16 protein-coding genes are annotated in these 19,802 nt (G+C 68.6%); 11 read left to right on the forward strand and 5 right to left on the reverse strand.

Annotation, left to right across the window (positions count from 1 at the left end; genetic code table 11):
* Nucleotides 1-67 precede the first annotated feature (67 nt).
* Nucleotides 68-1,345: an FAD-dependent oxidoreductase gene (locus IEY07_RS18765; RefSeq protein WP_188896937.1), complete on the reverse strand. Its 1,278-nt coding sequence runs from the start codon at nt 1,343-1,345 to the stop codon at nt 68-70.
* A 55-nt stretch (nt 1,346-1,400) separates the two neighbouring features.
* Here IEY07_RS18765 and IEY07_RS18770 point away from each other — a divergent pair, with 55 nt between their 5' ends.
* A complete protein-coding gene (locus IEY07_RS18770) occupies nt 1,401-1,697 on the forward strand; it encodes an Rdx family protein (protein ID WP_188896938.1) in 297 nt (98 codons plus the stop codon).
* A gap of 13 nt (nt 1,698-1,710) precedes the next feature.
* On the opposite strand, the gene IEY07_RS18775 is transcribed toward IEY07_RS18770, so the two are convergent.
* Nucleotides 1,711-3,006 (reverse strand): cytochrome P450, encoded by a 1,296-nt coding sequence (locus tag IEY07_RS18775; protein ID WP_188896939.1) that lies wholly within the window; start codon nt 3,004-3,006, stop codon nt 1,711-1,713.
* A 479-nt stretch (nt 3,007-3,485) separates the two neighbouring features.
* Between IEY07_RS18775 and IEY07_RS18780 the strand changes: the two genes are divergently transcribed.
* From IEY07_RS18780 to IEY07_RS18790, 3 genes are all read left to right on the forward strand, one after another.
* Entirely contained in the window at nt 3,486-4,217 is a 732-nt protein-coding gene (locus IEY07_RS18780) for a class I SAM-dependent methyltransferase (protein WP_188896940.1), read from the forward strand.
* A 169-nt stretch (nt 4,218-4,386) separates the two neighbouring features.
* A complete protein-coding gene (dinB, locus tag IEY07_RS18785) occupies nt 4,387-5,622 on the forward strand; it encodes a DNA polymerase IV (RefSeq protein ID WP_188896941.1) in 1,236 nt (411 codons plus the stop codon).
* A gap of 182 nt (nt 5,623-5,804) precedes the next feature.
* Nucleotides 5,805-6,194, forward strand: coding sequence for an SCO2097 family morphological protein (locus IEY07_RS18790; RefSeq protein ID WP_188896942.1), 390 nt, complete (start codon nt 5,805-5,807; stop codon nt 6,192-6,194).
* Between the two features lie 76 nt (nt 6,195-6,270).
* Here the strand turns inward: IEY07_RS18790 and IEY07_RS18795 are convergent, their stop codons facing one another.
* From IEY07_RS18795 to IEY07_RS18805, 3 genes are read right to left on the reverse strand one after another with little or no spacing between them, the layout of a single operon-like run.
* A complete protein-coding gene (locus IEY07_RS18795) occupies nt 6,271-8,520 on the reverse strand; it encodes a transglutaminase TgpA family protein (protein WP_188896943.1) in 2,250 nt (749 codons plus the stop codon).
* Nucleotides 8,520-9,890, reverse strand: coding sequence for a DUF58 domain-containing protein (locus tag IEY07_RS18800; protein ID WP_188896944.1), 1,371 nt, complete (start codon nt 9,888-9,890; stop codon nt 8,520-8,522). The genes IEY07_RS18795 and IEY07_RS18800 overlap by 1 nt, the downstream gene beginning before the upstream one ends.
* A gap of 1 nt (nt 9,891) precedes the next feature.
* Nucleotides 9,892-10,818 (reverse strand): AAA family ATPase, encoded by a 927-nt coding sequence (locus IEY07_RS18805; RefSeq protein WP_229670344.1) that lies wholly within the window; start codon nt 10,816-10,818, stop codon nt 9,892-9,894.
* A gap of 420 nt (nt 10,819-11,238) precedes the next feature.
* Here IEY07_RS18805 and mraZ point away from each other — a divergent pair, with 420 nt between their 5' ends.
* The 7 genes from mraZ (at nt 11,239) to mraY (ending at nt 19,781) form a co-directional block, all read left to right on the forward strand.
* Nucleotides 11,239-11,667: a division/cell wall cluster transcriptional repressor MraZ gene (gene mraZ / locus IEY07_RS18810; protein ID WP_188896946.1), complete on the forward strand. Its 429-nt coding sequence runs from the start codon at nt 11,239-11,241 to the stop codon at nt 11,665-11,667.
* A 210-nt stretch (nt 11,668-11,877) separates the two neighbouring features.
* Nucleotides 11,878-12,843, forward strand: coding sequence for a 16S rRNA (cytosine(1402)-N(4))-methyltransferase RsmH (gene rsmH, locus IEY07_RS18815; RefSeq protein ID WP_188896947.1), 966 nt, complete (start codon nt 11,878-11,880; stop codon nt 12,841-12,843).
* A 46-nt stretch (nt 12,844-12,889) separates the two neighbouring features.
* A complete protein-coding gene (gene ftsL, locus IEY07_RS18820) occupies nt 12,890-13,483 on the forward strand; it encodes a cell division protein FtsL (RefSeq protein WP_188896948.1) in 594 nt (197 codons plus the stop codon).
* 3 nt (nt 13,484-13,486) lie between these two features.
* Nucleotides 13,487-15,592, forward strand: coding sequence for a peptidoglycan D,D-transpeptidase FtsI family protein (locus IEY07_RS18825; RefSeq protein WP_188896949.1), 2,106 nt, complete (start codon nt 13,487-13,489; stop codon nt 15,590-15,592).
* A 53-nt stretch (nt 15,593-15,645) separates the two neighbouring features.
* Nucleotides 15,646-17,247, forward strand: a complete 1,602-nt coding sequence (locus tag IEY07_RS18830) for a UDP-N-acetylmuramoyl-L-alanyl-D-glutamate--2,6-diaminopimelate ligase (RefSeq protein WP_229670328.1) — start codon at nt 15,646-15,648, stop codon at nt 17,245-17,247.
* On the forward strand, nt 17,244-18,692 hold the full coding sequence (locus tag IEY07_RS18835) for a UDP-N-acetylmuramoyl-tripeptide--D-alanyl-D-alanine ligase (protein ID WP_188896951.1): 1,449 nt from the start codon (nt 17,244-17,246) through the stop codon (nt 18,690-18,692). Before IEY07_RS18830 ends, IEY07_RS18835 begins: the two co-directional genes overlap by 4 nt.
* A gap of 9 nt (nt 18,693-18,701) precedes the next feature.
* Nucleotides 18,702-19,781, forward strand: coding sequence for a phospho-N-acetylmuramoyl-pentapeptide-transferase (gene mraY, locus IEY07_RS18840; RefSeq protein WP_188896952.1), 1,080 nt, complete (start codon nt 18,702-18,704; stop codon nt 19,779-19,781).
* Nucleotides 19,782-19,802 lie beyond the last annotated feature (21 nt).

The raw sequence follows: 19,802 nt of genomic DNA on the forward strand, positions 1-19,802 counted from the left end.
ATTGGTCGAACACGCGAGTTTACCCCGCCTGCGCGTCGGAGGGGAGGTCTTGGTGGGCTCGGATCACTCAGCGCGGTTCCAACGGGCGGTCGGGTGCGATCAACCGCTGGGCGGCGTAGGCCGCCAGTGCGCCGGACAGGATCTGCTGGGACGGGCCGGTGCCGCTGCGGGAGAAGCTCCCGGCGATGAAGAGTCCGGGCACCACGCTGGTCGTGGGCGGACGGTCCAGCCAGCTGCCGAACCCGTTCCACGCGGGTCCGGCGGCCGGATCGGCCCGGCCGGCGGCGAAGTCGTACGCGATCTGCAGCGTCCGACCTGCGGTCGGCCGGGTGTAGTCGATGACGGGTGCCGAACCCCGCCGGTGGCGTACGGTCTCGGTCGGCCCGTCCTCCGGGGTGCTCGGTTCGGATGCCCAGGACAGGCCGATCGCCGGCACCAGGGCAGGTACCAGCCGTCCGGCCCGACGGCGTTCGGCCCGGGCAGCGTCCGACGGCAGGAGGTCGCGATACAGCTGCGGAGCGTCGCAGGTGGCGATCACAGCGGCGGCCGGTAGCGGCCCGTGATCGGTGGTGACGATCAGCGGGTCGGTGTCGATCCCCGTCACGCGGGTGGAGGTGCTGATCCGGACCCTGCGCAACTCCAGCCGCTGCCGCAGCGAGTTGATCATGGCCGCACCGGAGCCCGCCGTCCAGCGGCCGAAGGTGCGGTCGAGGTAGAGCTGGACGGCGACGAAGGCCGGGGTTGTCTCCGGTCGCGAGCCGGTTGGGTAGGCGAGGTCGGTGATGACAGTCGACAGCTGCGGATGATCAAGGTCGCGGGCCAGGTCGACGAGGGTTTCCCTGGAGCGCAAGGCTTTTCGTACGGCCCTGTTGAGCTGCTTCCGGCTGGTCAGCTCGGTCTCGACGCCCAGTGGGCGCAGGATCTGCCAGACCTCGCCGAGACCGTCGACAAGATCGCGCCAGCGGTCGGCGACCGGTCGGCCGAAGCGTTCGGCGATGATCGCGTCCTGGTCGCCGCGGCTGTCCGGCAGGATCAGTTCGGTGCCGTCCTCGAAGACATGCCGCGCCGGGAAGGCCGGGACCAGGTCGTCGCCACTGCGGGCGAACTCGGTGGCGAGGTCCCGGCCGCTCTTGCGGAAGAGATCACGCCACGGGGCAGGGAAGGAGAAGATCGGGGCTGCGGTGTCGACGCCGACGCCGTCCAGGTCCGACTGCTTCCAGGCGCCGCCGATCCGGTCGGCCTCTTCGACCAGGGTGACGTGGTGCCCGGCCTTCGCCAGCCGGGCGGCTGCGGCGATCCCGGCGAGCCCGGCGCCGATCACGACGACGGCTGCGGATTCGGGCACAGCCGAAGGCTAGACGATCGGCTCCGGCGTCCGGGCCGGGTGTGAAACTGGAAGCATGGCCGAACCACGAATCGTGATCACCTACTGCATCCAGTGCCGCTGGTTGCTGCGGGCGTCCTGGATGGCACAGGAACTGCTGACCACCTTCTCCCGCGAGATCGGTGAGCTGACCCTGCGCACCGGTACCGGTGGCGTGTTCACGATCGAGGTCGGCGACGAAGTGATCTGGGATCGCGCCGTCGACGGTGGATTCCCCGACATCGCCGAACTCAAGCGGCTGGTGCGCGACCGGGTCGCTCCCGGTCGCAACCTCGGGCACATCGACGTCGCGGCCCGCAGCGCGTCGCAGTGATCGGACCGGCTCCTCAGACGGGGGCCGGCAGTTCGGCGGTCAGCCGTACCGGCAACGACTTCACCCCGTAGACGATCGACAGTTGCTGGAATTCCAGTGCGTCGGCGTCCACCGCGAGCGCCATCTCCGGGAACCGCCGGGCGAGCGCCGGGAACACCGCGCGCAGTTCCATCCGGGCCAACTCCGCGCCGACGCAGCGATGGAACCCGTAGCCGAAGCCGAAATGTGCCTGGCCCGGGTTGCGGTGCGGATCGAACCGATCCGGCTGGTCGCCGAACTGCCGGGGATCGCGGTCGGCGCCGCTCAGCGAGACCAGGATCGGGTCGCCGGCCTTGATCTGCTTACCGCCGAGGAGGTGGTCCCGGCGGGCGAAACGCGGGAATCCGATCTGCACCACGCTCAGGTAGCGCAGCAACTCCTCGACGATCTGGTCGGCGCTGTCCGGATCCTCGACCAGCATCTGCACGGCCTCGGGACTGCGCATCAGCACCAGCGACCCGAGGGCGAGCATGCTCACCGAGGTCTCGTAGCCGCCGGTGAAGACGCCGTCGGCCAGTCCGGCGAGTTCGAGATCGGTGACGTCCTCGCGGTTGTCCTTGATGATCTGGCCGATCAGGCCCTCGCCCGGATTCTCGCGCTGGCGGCGTACGGCTTCGATGATGAAGGTCCGTGAGGCGGTCCCGGCGCCGAGGGCGCCCATCCCGCCCGAGCTGACGTCGAAGCGGGCCGGGCCGAGCTCGAGGAAGGCCTCCCGCTCCTCGATCGGCAGGCCGAGCAGGTCGCAGATCACGGTGAACGGGATCGGGAAGGCGAAGTCCTTGACCAGATCGACGATCGGTCCCTTGGCTTCCAGCTCGTCCAGCTGCCGTTCGATGGTGTCGGCGATCAGCGGTTCCAGCCGGAGCAGCCGGCGGCGGGTGAACTCCGGGGTGAGGATCCGCCGCAGCCGGGTGTGGTCGGGCGGATCGGTGAAGCCCAGGCCGCCGATGTCATGGGCGTCGGAGGTGTCGCGGTTGCCGACGTAGGGGCGGATGTCGTTGCTGTAGCCGTCCCGGTCGCCCAGCACCTGTTTGGCCTCGGGGTATCCGGAGACCATCCAGATGTTCAGTCCGAGCAGCTTGCCCAACCGCGTGACGGGCTCGGCGTCGCGGCGCTCTGCCAGGCCGGGAACGGGGTCCAGTCCGTCGCGCAGGAAGGGCACCCGGAACGGTTCCGGGACGCTGCTGAGTCGGGAGAGATCGAGCTGGCCACCACTGCGGGCGAGCAGGCGTCGGCCCAACCAGGACCGGAACCACGAACGCAACCCCATCAAAACCCCCGCCTTTCGGTTACCGGCATCCCCCGACCGTACTGGTCAAGAGTGCATCAGGTCGCCGACAGGTCCGACTTCGATCCATTCAGCCTCAGCGCCGGATCAGTCCGCCGGATCTGGCTGTCGGATCTGGCTGTCGGATCGGGCTGATGGAATCGGCTGATGGAAATTGTCGGACCCGGGTTGTACGCTTCCGGGTATGTCGAACGGGCGTTCGATTCGAAGACCTTGGGGAAGGGATCGCGTCGGATGCCCCGACAGCGCCGTGTTCGCGGCACGCGCGCATCAGGGCCGCTCCGGCCGGACGGAACTCGACCCCCGTTCCGGCCGGAGCTTCCCGACATCGGACCGCGATCGCGGCGGAGGCGAGGACTTGAGAAGATCGTCCCATCCAGATGTCGCACCCACTGGTGGTGCGACTGTCAGCCCGCCATCCGGTTCGTTCGCGGTGCAGGTCGCCGCAGAGGAGGTCAACGATGAGCGAGAGGCGGCATTCCCGCCATCGGTCGGTCGCCGAAGCCCTGCTCGTCGACCGGCTCTCTGCCCAACTGGCACGTTGGCAGGGCGAGCGCGGACTCGCCGACTACACGGTGACCGATCTGGGCGGCGGCACCGGCACCCTGGCGATGAGCCTGGCCGAAGCCGGTCATCGGGTGACGGTCGTCGATCCCAGCCTGGACGCGCTGGCCTCGCTGCAGCGTCGTACGGCCGAACGGGGTCTGGTGGATCGGCTCCGCGGCATCCAGGGCGATGCCGGCAACCTGGTCGAGTTGCTCGGTGCCGACTCGACGGATGTGATGGTCTGCCACCGGACCCTGGAGGTGATCGACGATCCAGCGACCGCGCTGGCTGCGATGGCGACCACCGTCCGGCCGGGTGGGGTGCTGAGCGTCGTGGTTCCGCAGCGCCGCGCGGCGGTGATCTCCCAGGCCTTGCAGGGTCACATCGGGTCCGCGCTGCAGGCGATCGACGACCCGTCCCGATTCGACCTCGACGAGCTGGTGGAGATGATCACCGCTGCCGGCTTCGAGGTCGGCGAGGTCGAGGGCATCGGTGTGTTGTCCCAGCACGTCCCGCCGGCGATGATCGAATCCGAGACCGGCCTGGCCGACCAGCTGTACGAATTGGAGTCGCGCCTGAGCACCGATCCCGCCTTCCGCGCCATAGCCTCCTGGGCCCACGTGGTCGCGGAGCGCGTGGTTGCCTAGCGGCGCGGGTGCCAGAAGCGACCGACGGGCGTGTCCGCGGAGCCCGCGGAGCGGGCACATCGCAAGCCGATCCACGGACCCGACTGGTCGGGGGGTTTGGGGGTCGTCCCCCAAGAAATCGCTATTGCGACCGCCCGGCCGGCGGCAGCAGTCAGGGAGTGGACGGCATATGAGCGCGATCTTGCATGTCGACATGGACGCGTTTTTCGCCTCGGTCGCGCTGCGGCACCGTCCCGAGCTGTGGGACGCACCGGTGATCGTGGGCGGTGCCCACCGCAGCGTCGTCCTGGCCGCCAACTACCCGGCCCGCAGCCTCGGCATCTCGTCGGGGATGTCGGCGACGGCGGCCCGCCGGATGGTGCCGGGGCTGGTGACCGTGCCACCCGACTACGACAGTTTCAGCACCGTCTCGGCCGGGGTCTTCGCGATCTTCGACAGTGTCACCGACCGGGTCGAGCGCGGGTCGATCGAGGAGGCGTTCCTGGACGTCACCGGCAGCACCCGCCGGATGGGGACTCCTCGGGAGATCGGCGAATACATCCGGGCGACGGTCGCCGACGAACAACAGATCACCTGCTCGGTGGGGATCGGTCCGACCCGGTTCGTGGCCAAGGTCGCGTCCCGGCAGGCCAAACCCGACGGCCTGGTCGAGGTGACGCCTGCGGGGGTCGCGGACTTCCTGCATCCGCTGCGGGTCGAGGAGCTGTGGGGGATCGGGCGATCGACGGCCGAGGCGTTGCACAGTCTGGGCGTCTTCACCGTCGCTGACCTGGCGCGGATGCCGCGCGGCGTGCTGCAGCACACCTTCGGACCCAGGTCGGGCGCCCAGCTGGCCGATCTCGCCTGGGGCCGCGACTCCCGGCGCGTCACCCTGGGTGCGCGGGAGCACAGCACCGGAGCCTCGGAGACCTTCGGCGTCGACACCTGGGATCCGGTGATCATCGGCCGCGAACTGCTGCGGATGTCGGACCGGGTGGCGCGGCGGCTGCGGGCCTCGGGGAACTTGGCCAGGACGGTCAGTATCAGCATCCGATACTCCGACTTCTCCACGATCAATCGGTCGGCGGTGCTGCCGACCCCGTCGGATGTCGCCGGTGAGTTGCATGAGGTGGCCGTACGGCTCTTCGCCCCGCTGGCGAAGCGGCGTCGCAAGATCCGGCGGGTCGGCGTCCGCGGCGAACAGATGGTGCTCTCCGATAGCACCTACCGGCAGCCGCGGCTCACCGACCCGGAACAGGGTTGGCGCGAGTTGGAGTTCGCGATCGATGCGGCTTCGGAGAAGTTCGGCAGAGCCTCGGTGCAGCGACTGGCGCTGCTGCGGCGGCCGCTCGGGACTGCTGCCGGCATCGATCCGCCCGGCACTGATCGAGCCGCGACCCGCGTTCGCGCACCCCGGCACGGGTAACGGAAGGCCGAAGCTCTTGCCCTGGGTTGGGATCGCACCCTATGGTCAGCGCAGGTCCTTGTTGTCCAGGGTTCGATGCGGGGATTATCGGTTGATGTTTCCCGCAACCCCCTGGACGCCTAGACTATGAACATTCACGGCGCACGTGGATGAGGCGGACAAGAAACGGTGGGAGGTGGCCCATGGCCCTCTCAGAAGATGAAGAGCGGATGCTCCGGCAGATGGAGGCCGCTCTGACAGCTGAGGACCCCAAGCTGTCTCACGCTCTCAGCGGCAAAGGCAGTCGTCGCGTGCATCGCAGACGCGCCGGTATCGCTGGTGTGGGCTTCTTCGCAGGGCTGGCGCTCCTGATCATCGGCATGTCGGTCAACCCCGTACTCAGCGTGCTCGGATTCGTCGTGATGCTCACCGCCGCGGTGACCGCGATCTACTCCTGGCAGCACGTCAACGACGCACCGCCGGAGACCAGCGGCCAGGAGCGGCCCAAGACCCACCCGTCCATGCCCGGCAGCCACGGTTTCATGGATCGCATCGAAGAGCGTTGGCGCAAGCGTCGCGACGAGGGGATCTGAAGGACTTCGCCTCCGTCACGGACCCGTCCCGCCCGGGGGGGCTCACCTTGCGCGACGGCTCATCTCGCCAGGCGACTCATCTCGCCCGCCGGAAGACCGAGTTCGGGAAGATTCGCATTGCCATCCTCGATCGTGATGAGCGGTCGGCCAGCATCCCGCCGCGGATGGTCTTGACGAGTTCTGCGACACCGGCCGCGCCGGCCACATCGCCGAAGTCGCGCGCATAGCGGCCGCGTTCGACGAGGACCGCCAGCTCGGCCAGGGCTTGTCGCGTCGGCTGGTCGGCGTGCCGACCGGCCGACTCAGCGATCGACCGAGGCGAACCGGCCGGCCAGCGGCGGCCGAGGTCGACGAACGTGTCGCGCACTTCGGCCCAGCCGGCCTCCACCCGGTCGGCTGGATCTGCGAACGATCCGCCGAGCCGAGTTCGACGACGTGCGCTGCGGATTGTGCCCGGGGTGGCGAGGAGCGCGAGCAACAGCACTAACCCGCCGCCCACGCCGGCGACCGCGCCCCAGTTGGTACCCTGATCCGTCACGGTGCCGGCGGTGTGGTCCTGTGCCTGGTCATGTCGCGGCTGGACCGTCGGCCGCACGGTGATCGCCGGCTGCTGCGGCTCGGGGTTGGACGTCGACGGGTCGTCCGGCGTCTGGGACTGGGGTACCGACCAGCTGGGAGCCGATCCGGTCACCCCGGACGGCGTTGGCTCGTAGCGTACCCAGCCGTAGCCGCTGAAGTAGAGCTCCGGCCAGGCGTGCGATTCCCGCGCGGTCACCGTCCAGACGTCGCCGTGCTTGGTGCCGGGCAGGAAGCCGACCGCGACCCGGCTCGGAATGCCGACCGCACGCGCCATCACCGCCATTGACGCCGCGAACTGCTCGCAGTAGCCGTGTTTGTCCTTGAAGAGGAAGTTCTCCAGCGCCTGGTAGCCGCTGCCGGGTCGTGGCTTGGTGCTGTAGGTGAAGTTGTCCGGGTCGCGCAGATAGGACTGGATCGCGGCGGCCTTGCCTGCCGGAGTCGGCTCGTCCCGGGTGATCCGCAGCGCCAGGTTGATGATGTTCTTGGGTAGATCGCTGGGCAGCGCGGTCGTCAGATCGGAGTCCTCCGGATTGCCTGCCAGGCTGTCGTTCAGCCCCTCGGCGTCCGGATTGACGTCACGGCTGGTGACCGTATATTGCAGCCCCTGGGTCGCGTCGTCCCGGTTGCCGCTGCGATCGGAAGAGATCACCACCAACGACTGCGGGTCATATCCCCAACTCCCGTTGGCATCGAAACTGACCGGGGCGAAGGGCAGCGGCAGATACTCACTGTCGAAGTCCTTGATCGTGATCTTGGTCTTGCGTTCCTTGCCGGTCGGCTCGGTCAGCCCCGGTGCCTGCGGAAGATGGTTGCCCTGATCGATGGAGGTTGGCGCGTTCTGCCAGCCGGCCGCACTGAAGGCGGGCAGCGAGGCCATCCGCAGATAGGTGCCGGTCGGCTTGTTGGTGGTGTAGGTGAGTACCACCTTGTCCCGAGGAAGGGTGAGGTTGCGCTTGAGGTCGAGGGTCGGATCCGAGAGCCGTAACGGACCGCCGGTTCCCGGAGTGTCACCGAAACCCCAGCTACCCAATGCCAGCGTCGGTACCGCCGCGGTCACGATCAGTGCCAGTGCCAGGGCCGGCGCGGCGACGTAGGCGGCGGCGCGCCAGACGACGACACCGGCCTCCCCGGCCATCGAGTCGGCACCGGAGTCGCGACTGAGGCCGCGGGTCCATCGAGCCCGGGTGTTGAGGCCGCCGGCGATCAGGATTGCGAGGTAGCCGACGGCGATGCACAGGAACGGCCACCACCCGGTGTCGGAACTGAGCCCGATCGCCGGCACCAGGAAGACGGTTGCCGTCGGCGCCAGGCCGAGCACCGGTTTGCGCAGACTGACCACCAGCACATCGGCAAGGATCGTGATCAGGCCGAGCGAGCCGATGAAGACCAGTCGTACGCCGTTGTCCGGCGGCATCGGCGCCGCGTCGTTGCGGACGTGCTGTCCTGCCTCGTTGAGCAGGTAACTGAGCTGATCGAGGAATCCGGCGTCGTCGACGCCCGGGACCGAGGCGGTCAGTTGGCCGGCCAGCACGAACAGCCACAGCAGCAGGGCCAGCAGCTGCGCGGCCAGGGCGCCTCCGGACCCGAGCCGGGTGCGCCGCACCAGGGTCCCGAGCAGGTTGATCGCGATGATCAACAGCCAGCTCGGACCGAGGTAGGACGGGTCCTGGGTCAGCGGCGAGAGCGTGAAGCTGGCCAGGATGCAGGCAACTGTGATGGCGATCGCGTACCGGTCGGAGGTCCGCATCAGGACGCCGCCTCGCCGGCAACCGTCCCGCCGGCAACCGCGCCGGCTGCGGCCGGGATCGGCATCGTCCCGGATCGCCGGCCGCCGAGCGTGCCGAAGGCGGCCCAAGCGTCGGCCACCGACATACCGCGGGTCACGACCACGACCCGCCAGCCGTCACCGCGCAGCAGCCGTACGGTGGCGTCGACATCATCCCGAGCCCGTCCTGCCCCGGCGTTCGTCGGATCCGGGTCCTGGGCATGTCCGGCGGGCGCGAAGGAGTCGACGTCGATGAGCATGGCCAGTCCGGTGGCCCGGGAGTGTTTGGCCCGCAGCAGTCCGTGGGCATCGTCGGCGGTCAGCCGGCCGACGACGGCGATCACCAGTTCCCCGCCCTGCTCGGCGCCCAGCGACTCCAGCGCGTACCGCAGGCTGTAGGTGCGCCGTGACCGCAGATCGGTCAGCCGGGAGATCAGCAGGTCGCTCGAAGCCTGCCGATTCGTCCCGCTGAGCGAGTCGATCTCCAGGGAACCGTCGGCCTCGAAGACACTGGTCCGGTAGCCGTCCTCGATGAAGCGCAACCCCATCGATGCGACGGCCGACACCGCCCATTCCAATGAGTTGAAAACGCCCGCTCCGGCGTGCGCCGCAGCCCGCGAGTCGAGCAGGATCCGGGCAGCCGGGTCCCAGGCCTGTTCCTCCCGGCGCACCATCAGATCGCCGCGCCGGGCGGTCGAACGCCAGTGCACCCGGCGTACGTCGTCACCGGGGCGGTATTCCCGGATCAGGACATCGTCGGCGCCCACCACGCCGATCCGGTGGGGCTGCGATTCGCCGGACCGGCCGGCACCGCCGCTGGCCGCCAACGGCGTCAGATGCACGATCTGCGGAGTGACCATCACTTCGGTCGTCGCGGTGAACCGCTGATCGCGGCTGACCAGCCCGAACGGATCGGTGGTCCGGACGGACAGTGGGCCGCAGCGCCAGCGGCCCCGGACCCGGCCCAGCAGCGGATACTCGATCTCGCGCTCCCAGCTCAGGCCAGGACGGTCGATGCTGAAGCGCGGCTGCTGACCCAGTTCGCCGGGAACCTGGTCCTCGAGCAGCACCACGCCGATCGGCAGCCTGCTCTCCAGGGACAGCCTGATCCGGCCCACCATCGGCGTGCCCAACTGGACCTGGTGGGGGACGATCGAGCGCCGTGAGGACAGCCGCAGCCGGGCAACCGAGATCAAGATCACCGCGACCACGGGCAGTGCGATCAGAAACATCCCGAGTCGCATCACGTCCCGCTGGCCGGCGAACATCGCCACGATCACCACGACGATCCCGAGTGCGAACATCAGCCGACCGCGCAACGTCAGCAGTCGGAACCCCCGGGAGCCCTTCACCTCAGGCCTGGCGTTTGTCGGGCACGGCCACCGTCCGGACCGCCGTGGTGATGATGTCTTCGGTCGCGTGTCGGGCGAGTTGGGCCTCGGTCGACGGGAGTACGCGATGGGCCAGCACCGGCACCGCCAACGCGCCGATGTCGTCGGGACTGACATAGTCGCGCCCACTGAGGGTCGCCTTGGCCCTGGCCGCCCGCAGCAGTTGCAGGGTCGCTCGCGGGGACGCGCCGAGCCGAAGGTCGCGCGAATGCCGGGTGGCGTTGACCACCGACACCAGATACTGCTTGACCGCGGGGGCGACGTAGGTCTGCGAGGTGGCGGCGATCAGTCCCCGGATGGTCTGTGCGTCGGTGACCGGCTGCAGTTCATCGAGCGGATTGCTCGACCCGTGGGCGTCCAGCATGTCCAGCTCGGAGGCGGGGGTGGGGTAGCCCATCTCGATCCGGGCCATGAATCGGTCCCGCTGGGCTTCCGGGAGCGGGTAGGTGCCTTCCATCTCGATCGGATTCTGGGTGGCGACCACCATGAAGGGCGTATCCAACTGATAGGTCGTGCCGTCGACGGAGACTTGGCCTTCCTCCATGGATTCCAGCAGCGCCGACTGGGTCTTGGGGGAGGCGCGGTTGATCTCGTCGCCGACGACGATGTTGGCGAAGATGCCGCCGGGTTTGAACTCGAACTCCCGGCTCTCGGCATTGAAGACCGAGACGCCGGTGATGTCGGACGGCAGCAGGTCGGGCGTGAACTGGACCCGCCGGACGGTGCAGTCGATCGAGCGGCCCAGCGCCTTGGCCAGCATCGTCTTCCCGACGCCCGGGACATCCTCCACCAGCAGGTGGCCCTCTGCCAGCAGCACCGTCAACGCCAGGTCGATCGATTCCCGCTTGCCCTCGATCACCTGCTCGATCGCCGAGCGGACCCGCGACATCACGGCGACGACATCGGACAGTTCGTACGACTGCGGCTCGGCACCTGCTCGGGCGGCGTCTGCCGCCGGGGCGACGCCGACGGATGTGTCGTCGAACCTCAAACTCACCGGATGTCCTTTCCCTGCAGACGGCATCCCTGATGGCGAGCGCACCCGCCTGCTGGCGGGAACCTGAGCGTACGGATCCGGATCGACGCCTGCTCGCTACATGCTAAGCGCCTCCGCCAACAACCGGACAGGTCCGTGACGAACGGGCCGAATCTCCTGCGCCGCCACTGCCGCCGACTCAGCGATCCGGCCGACGCTGGGGCCAGAACTCAGCCGAAATGGGGCGAGAGGTGGTCCTAGTGGAGCGAAATGGAGTACAGTGGCGCGAAATGGAGGAGATCGGGCTGATGGTGGAGCTGGGAGGTGTGAACCGTGTTCCTCGGTACGCACACCCCGAAGCTCGACGAGAAGGGCCGGCTGATCCTTCCCGCCAAGTTCCGCGAGAAGTTGGCGGACGGATTGGTCATCACGCGGGCCCAGGACCGGTGTCTTGCCATCTATCCGATGGCGACGTTCGTGGAGATGACGAAGTCGATCTCTGCAGCGCCGACCAGCGTGAAGCAGGTCCGGGACTTCCAGCGGATGCTCGCAGCCGGCGCATCCGACGAGACGCCGGACAAGCAAGGGCGGATCACCATCCCGCAGCAGTTGCGTGGCTACGCGGGGCTGGAGACCAATGTCGTGGTCGTCGGTGCGATCAATCGGGTCGAGGTGTGGGACACCGCGGCCTGGGAGGAGTACTCGGCCCAGCAGGAGTCGTCCTTCGCCGAAATGAACGAAGAGGTTTTCCCGGGCATGTGACCGCGATCGCATGACCGGCCCCGGTCGACCGGAGCAGTGGTCGACCACAGAAGAGATGGGACTCGTGTCCTCAGGCTTCAGTCCGAGGGTCTGACTCCCTGGCGCAACTTCCCCGGCGCCAGGTAGGACTTCCCGCAGACCCCGGGCTGAAACCCGAAGGCATGAGTCCCGGCAGCGGACAGCCAAGCAGGACGGGGAGGGTCGAGATCGATGGCTGAGCAGCACGTGCCGGTCATGTTGACCGAGATCACCGAGCTGCTGATGCCCGCCTTGACCCTGCCGGGTTCAGCACCGATCCTGGTCGATTGCACCCTTGGCCTCGGTGGCCACGCCGCCGCTCTGTTGGAGGTCTGCCCGCAGGCCCGGCTGATCGGGCTGGACCGCGACACCGATGCGCTGGCCATCGCGGGTCAGCGGCTGGCGGCGTACGCCGATCGGATCGACCTGGTACACGCCGTCTACGACGAACTCCCCGACGTCCTGGCCGAGCGGGGGATCGCCAAGGTCCAGGCGATCCTGCTGGATCTCGGGCTGTCGTCGCTGCAGATAGACCGCACCGAGCGCGGCTTCGCCTATGCGACCGACGCACCGCTGGACATGCGGATGGACCAGACCGAGGCGCTCACCGCCGCCGAGGTCGTCAACAGCTATCCGGTCCGCGACCTGTCCCGGATCCTGCGGATCTACGGCGAGGAACGGTTCGCCGACCGCATCGCCGGCGCCATCGGCCGGGAGCGCGAGCGTGAGCCGATCACCGACTCTGCGCGACTGGTCCGAATCATCGCGTCGGCCGTGCCGATGGCCGCCCAGCGGACCGGCGGGCATCCGGCCAAGCGGACCTTCCAGGCGCTGCGGATCGAGGTCAACCACGAGCTGGAGGCCCTTGAGGGTGTGCTTCCCGAGGCCGTGGCCGCCTTGGAGATCGGCGGCCGGATCGCCGTACTGGCCTACCACTCGCTGGAGGACCGGCTGGTCAAGCAGGTGCTTCGGCTGGCCAGCACGGATCGGGCACCGCGCGGACTGCCGGTGGTGCCCCCGGAGCTCGGCCCGGAGCTGCGGTTGCTGACTCGCGGCGCGCACCGGCCGACCGAGGCGGAATCGGCGACCAACCCCAGAGCCCGGTCGGCACGGCTGCGGGCGGCGGAGCGGATCGCGGAAGCGAGGCAGGCGGCATGAGGACAAACACGACGATACAGCAGGCGACGATGCAGGAGGCGACCCGATGAGCGCATTGTGGGCCGACGCGTCGACCAGCTATCCGGCTGATCGCGGATCGGATCAAGATCGTCGGGCCAGGCCACGGGTGATCGAGGGTGGTGCGGGGACGGCCCGCCTGGGGCGGGTGCCGTTCGTGCTCGCGCTGATCGTGGTCCTCGGGGTCGGCATGGCCGGACTGCTGGCACTCAACACCAGCCTGCAGGGCCAGGCATTCCAGGCCCGATCGCTGAGCCAGAAGGCCAACCAGCTCACCTACCAGGAGGCGTCGCTGCGTACCCAGGTGTCGGAGCTGCGCTCGTCGGACAACCTGGCCGCGCGGGCCTTCAAGTTGGGCATGCGCCCCGATCCCAATCCCGGATTCATCGAGCTGGGTTCGGGCAAGGTGGTCGGCAAGGCCAAGACGGTGACCGGGCACGAGGTGCCGATGATCATCAAGACGCCCGAGCAGATCAACGCCGAGCGCAAGGCCAAGCAGGCCAAGGTGCAGGCCGAGGAGGCCAAGCGGCAGGCTGCCGAGGCGCGCAAGGAGGCCGACGACCCGAAGACGTCGGACCAGAAGCAGACCAACACCAAGCAGGACCAAGGCGGGCGGGGCTGATCCATGGGCGAGCGGCGGCAACATCCTTCCAAGCGCGATCCTTCCCGGCGCGACTCCTCCAAACCTGCGGGCGCGACCGGTCGCGTACCGGCTGGGGAACGACGCACCAGCTCGGCGTCGCGAGGTCGTACCACCCGGACCGTCCGGACGGCTTCGGAGGGCAAGCCCAGGTCCACCGTTCTCAAGTCCGGCGGGTCGAAGGGCGGCACGGCCAAGATCAACAAACCCAAGATCAACAAACCCAAGATCAACAAGGCCGGGACCGAGAAGCCCGGGATCAAGAAGCCGAAGATCAAGAAGGCGCGCAAGGCACTGGTCGTGCCGTTGGGCTCGGGGACCCGCCGGGTCCGGATCATCGGGATCGCGATGGCGATCGCGATCTCGCTGTGCGCCGGGCGACTGCTGCAGCTGCAGGGATTCGATTCGGCTGCCTACGGTGCGATCGCCACCGCCGACCTGACGACCAGTACGGCCCTGCTGCCGGCGCGTGGCGAGATCACCGGCCGCGACGGCACCGTGCTCGCCGGGACCGAACCGGCGGTCGACATCACCGCGGATCCGACGCTGACCAGCCAGGACTGCGGCGAGAGCTATGTCGGCCCGCTGTGCGGTCTGGCCCAGGCGACCAAGATCACCCAGGTGATCGCCTCGCACACCAAGATCGACCAGAAGCAGACGATCGCAACCCTGATGCGCCATGACACGCATTTCGTCTATGTGGCCAAGAAGGTGCCGTCCGATGTGTACACCGACATCACCAACCAGCTGAACGACGAGAACCTGCCCGGGATCTATGAGGAGAACGATCCGATCCGGACTTACCCGCAGGGCACGGTCGCCTCGAATGTCGTCGGCTTCGTCAACAGCCAGGGCAAGGGAGTGGCGGGCCTGGAGTACGCGCTGAATTCGTCGCTGGCCGGTGTCGAGGGCAAGGAGAGCTACGAGAGTGCGCCCAACGGCAGCAGGATCCCGCTCGGCGACAGCACCATCACTCCGGCCAAGAACGGCACCAACTACCAGCTCACCATCGATCCCGAGCTGCAGTGGATGGTCCAGCGCAGGATCGATTCCCAGCAGGCCAAGACCGGGGCCGACTGGGTCACCGCGATCACCATGGACGTCACCAACGGCCAGATCCTGGCCATGGCGCAGACACCGGGGTACGACTCCAGCGACCCGGGTGCGAGCAAGCCGGCCGACCTCGGCGACCGGGCGGTCAGCCAGGCCTACGAGCCCGGGAGCGTGGAGAAGATCCTCACGTCCGCCGCGCTGATCGACAGCGGCCACGCCAATCCCGAGACCAGGGTGACGGTGCCCGGGACCATCCCGTCGGGTGACGGCGTGATCAAGGACGACGTCGCGCACGGGACGATCCGCTATCGGATGCGCGGGATCGTCGCGAATTCCTCCAACATCGGCATGCTGATGCTGGCCCGGCAGATGGACAAGTCGACGCTGCACCAGTACCTGACCAGTTTCGGACTGGGGCAGACGACCGGTGTCGGCCTGCCGGGAGAGTCGACTGGCACACTGCCGCCGGCTGACATGAAGGACTACACCCGCGACCAGATCGCCTTCGGCCAGGGCCTGTCGGTCACAACCGTCCAGGAGGCGGCCGCGATCTCGGCGATCGTCGACGGCGGCGTGTACCACACCCCGACGGTGATCAAATCGGCCAGCACCGCCGACGGCACGCCGGTCCCGGTCAACGATCCGGCGCCCCGCCGGGTGGTCTCGGCCAAGACCTCGTCGGAGATCCGCGACATGATGGAGGCCGTCGTCACCAACACCGAGGCGAGCCAGAAGAACCTGATGCTCGACCACTACCGCAGCGGCGGCAAGACCGGTACCGCCCAGCGCTACGACCCCGACTGCGGTTGTTACAAGGGGTACGTGACCTCGTTCGTCGGCTTCGCACCGCTGAACAACCCGAAGCTCCTCACCTACGTGGTGGTGAACAACCCCAAGCGCGGTGACACCGGTACCGGCACCGCCGGCCCCGTGTACCAGGACATCATGCAGTACGCCCTGCCGCGTTACGGCATCGTTCCCGACCAGAAGAGCAAAGCCTGGGAAGTCGCCCAGATGAACCGCCCGTTGACGTGGTGATGTCGCCGGATCCGATTCCTGGTCCCGGCGCGCCGGCAGGTAGCGTCGGGGCCGTGTCTGACCGATCCGCGGCCGGTGGCCTGCGCCCCGCGCTGACCCAGCCGTATCCGCTGGATCGGCTGGTCGAGGTGCTCGGCGCGGCCCGGCCCGACGGAGCCGTCGAGGCGTCCGGCGTCCAGGTGCGGGGAGTCGCGTTCGACAACCGGCAGGTGCTGCCGGGGGACCTCTACATCGGCCTGCCCGGCAACCGCACCCACGGGGCCCGATTCGCCGCCGAGGCGGTCGACGCCGGTGCCGTGGCCGTGCTGACCGACCTGGCCGGAGCCGAATTGCTGACCGCGTCCCCCGACGTGCCGGTGCTGTTGGCCGACGACCCGCGGCGGGCGATGGCGACCGCGGCCGCCGAGGTGTACGGCCGGCCGGCCACCCGGTTGATCATGCTTGCAGTGACCGGGACCAACGGCAAGACCACCACCTGTGACCTGCTGGCGGCCGGCCTGCGGGCCACCGGTCTGAGTTGTGGCGTGATCGGCACCCTGGGCTACTTCGTCGACGGCATCGAGATCCCCGCGCAGCGCACCACCGTCACCACCCCGGAATCGGCCGACGTCCAGGCGCTGCTGGCGATCATGGTCGAACGAGGTGCCCAGGCGGTCGTGATGGAGGCCTCTTCGCACGCACTGGCGCTGGGTCGCGTGGACGAGATCGTCTACGACGTCGGCGCTTTCACCAATCTCGGCCGCGATCACCTGGACTTCCACGGCACTCTCGAGGCCTACTTCGAGGCCAAGGCGCAGCTGTTCACCGCGGAGCGCAGCCGCCGGGTGGTGATCAACATCGACGATCCCCGCGGCGCCGAACTGGTCACCCGGTCGACGGCTGCGGGCCTCGACGTGGCCACGACCAGCCTTGCGGGGCAGCCGGTGCCGATGGCCGGTGCGGGCACTGATCAGTACGCCTGTCTTTCCTACGACCCGCTGTCCGATCCGGTCGCGGTCAGGATCCTGACACCAACGGGGGAGCTGGAGTTCGGCCTCGGGCTGCCCGGGTCGTACAACGTCGCCAATGCGCTCACCGCACTGGCGATGCTGGACCGGATCGGCATCGATCTCCGGCAGGCGTCCGCCGGGCTGTCCGAGGTCGCGGTCCCCGGACGGCTGGAGCGCGTCGAGCTGGCCGGAGGACCCCGGGCCTATGTCGACTTCGCGCACACTCCCCAGGCGATCCGCTCGGTGCTGGCAGAGCTGCGATCGGTCACCCGGGACGGCAGGTTGATCACTGTCGTCGGCTGCGGCGGTGATCGGGACCCGGCCAAACGCGGTCCGATGGGAGCCGCCGCCGCCGAGCTGTCCGATCTGGTGATCATCACCGACGACAACCCGCGGACCGAGGACCCCGACCGGATCCGGGCTGCCGCGCTGGCGGGCGCTCGGGAGCAGGCCGACCGACAGGACCGGCCGGTCCGCATCGTCGACGGTCGTGACCGCTCGAGGGCGATCCGTCTCGCGCTGGCCGAAGCCGCGCCGCAGGACGTGATCGCCGTGCTGGGTAAGGGGCACGAACACGGGCAGGAGATCAACGGAACCGTGCTGGCCTTCGACGACGCGGAACAACTCGTCTCCGGATGGCAGGACCGGGAGGTGACTGCATCATGATCGACAACACGGTCGGCGAGCTCGCAGCGGTGATCGGCGCGCGGGTCGAGGCCGACGGCCACGGCGTCGACGCGTCGCTTCTCGACACCCCCGTGATCGATCTCGTCTACGACTCCCGCGATGCCCGTCCGGGGAGCCTGTTCGTCGCATTGCCCGGTGAACGGGTCGACGGCCACGACTACGCGCAGGCGGCCTGGCGGGCAGGAGCTGTCGCTGCGATCACCAACCGTCCGGTGCCCGGCGGGCCGTGCCTGGTCACCGACGACCCGGTCGCGGCCATGGGAGCGATCGGCCGGCACGTGGTCGCCGCCGCCAAGATCGGCGGGCTGCAGGTGATCGGCATCACCGGCTCGGCCGGTAAGAGCACCACCAAGGACCTGTTGGCCCAGATCCTCGAACGCGTCGCACCGGTCGTTGCGCCGCGGGGCTCGATGAACAACGAGATCGGGCTGCCCACCACCGCCAGCTGGGTGCAGGCCGACACCAGGTTCCTGATCGCCGAGATGGGCGCCAAGGGCATCGGGCACATCCGCTACTTGTGCGGGATCACCCCTCCCGATGTCGGCGTCGTGCTCAACGTCGGCGCCGCCCATCTGGGCAAATTCGGCAGCCAGGATGCGATCGCCCAGGCCAAGGGGGAGCTGGCCGAGGCGGCCACCGCGGCCGTGGTGCTCAACTCCGACGACAGGCGGGTCCGGGCGATGGCCCAGCGCGCGACAGCTCCGGTGAGCTTCTTCTCCGTCGGCTCCCCGGCGCAGGTGTCGGCGGACGAGCTGGTGCGTGATGATCTCGACCGCTGGTCCTTCGCCCTCCGGATCGGTGACGAGCGGCATCCGGTACGGCTCCGGCTGCTCGGCCGGCACCAGGTGGCCAACGCGGTCGCAGCGGCAGCCGCGGCCCACGTCGTCGGGGTAGGGGCCGCGGTGATCGCCGAGGCACTCAGTGCCGCGGAGAGCCGGTCGCACTGGCGGATGGAGCTCCACGACCTGCCGGCCGGCGGTGTCCTGATCAACGACGCGTACAACGCCAATCCGGTCTCGATGGCAGCTGCCCTGGACACCCTGTCCAGCATCGGCGATCATCGCCGCAGCACGGATCCGGCGACCACGACAACCGCAGTGCTGGGGGAGATGCTGGAACTGGGCGCCGACTCGGATTCCTTGCATCGCGACCTGGGCCGGACCGTCGCCGAGCATCGGATCGACCGGCTGATCACCGTCGGGCCCGGCGCCGAACCGATCGCTGCCGGTGCGCTGGCGGCGGGCATGGATCCTGCTGCGGTGGCGCAGGTTCCGGACAAGGCCGAGGCGCTGGCCCTGTTGCAGGGGCTGGCCGCAGTCGATCTGGTGTTGATCAAGGCCTCCCGGGACGTCGGCCTGGAGAGCATCGGCGAGCAGCTGTTGGCCGGCGGCCGGCAGCACGCGCGGACCGGCACCCGGAACTGAGGCCCCGTCGTGATCGCCATCGCGATATCAGGGATCCTTGCCCTCTTCGGGTCGTTGTTCGGCACCAAGATCGCTGTCGGTGCGTTCAGCCGCCGCGGCTACGGGCAGCCGTTCCGGGACGGCACCCCCGACACCCACCAGATCAAGCGCGGAACGCCCACCATGGGCGGCCTGGTGATCATCGCATCGGTCGACTTCGGCTACCTGGTGGCGCAGTTGATCACCATGACCGTCCCCAGCCTGTCGGCACTGCTGGTGCTCTTCCTGATCAACGGCCTGGCCGTCGTCGGTTTCCTGGATGACTACCTCAAGACCGTGCAACAGCACTCGAAAGGACTGCATCCGTGGGCCAAGATCGGCGGTCAGACGCTGATCGGGGTGGCGTTCGCGGTCCTTGCCCTGGAGTTCCCCGACTCCCGTGGACTGACGCCGGCATCGCCGTTCATCTCGTTCCTGCGCAACATCCCGCCGGAGTTGCCGATGGTGGTGGCGGTGATCTGGATCGTGTTGGTGATCATCGGTGCCAGCAACGGGGTCAACCTGACCGACGGTCTGGACGGGCTCGCCGCGGGTGCCTGCGCGATGATCTTCGGCGCCTACGCGTTGATCAACATCTGGCAGTACAACCAGTCCTGTGCCCGGGTCCTGTCGGCGGGACCGAACTGCTACGAGGTCCGCGATCCGTACGACCTGGCTGCGGTTGCGCTGGCGTTGGCCGGTGGCTGCTTCGGTTTCCTGTGGTGGAATGCCAAGCCGGCCAAGATCATCATGGGCGACACCGGTGCGTTGTCGCTGGGCGGGGGGTTGGCCGCGTTCGCGGTCTTCTCCCGGACCGAGCTGCTCCTGATCCTGCTCGGCGGGCTGATGGTGATCGAGGTCGGTTCGCTGATCCTGCAGACCAGCTATTTCAAGGCGACCCGGCGACTGACCGGAACCCCGAAGCGGCTGTTCAAGAATTCCCCGCTGCACAACCACCTGGAGATGCTGGGCTGGGCAGAAGTGACGATCGTGATGAGATTCTGGATCATCGCGGGCTTGTGTGTCGCCGCCGGGTTGGGCATCTTCTATGCCGAGTGGCTGGTGCGGTGAGGCTGACGAGCAGGCGAAGGG

The sequence above is a fragment of the Microlunatus endophyticus genome, from assembly GCF_014646195.1.
GTDB classification, from domain to species: domain Bacteria; phylum Actinomycetota; class Actinomycetes; order Propionibacteriales; family Propionibacteriaceae; genus Microlunatus; species Microlunatus endophyticus.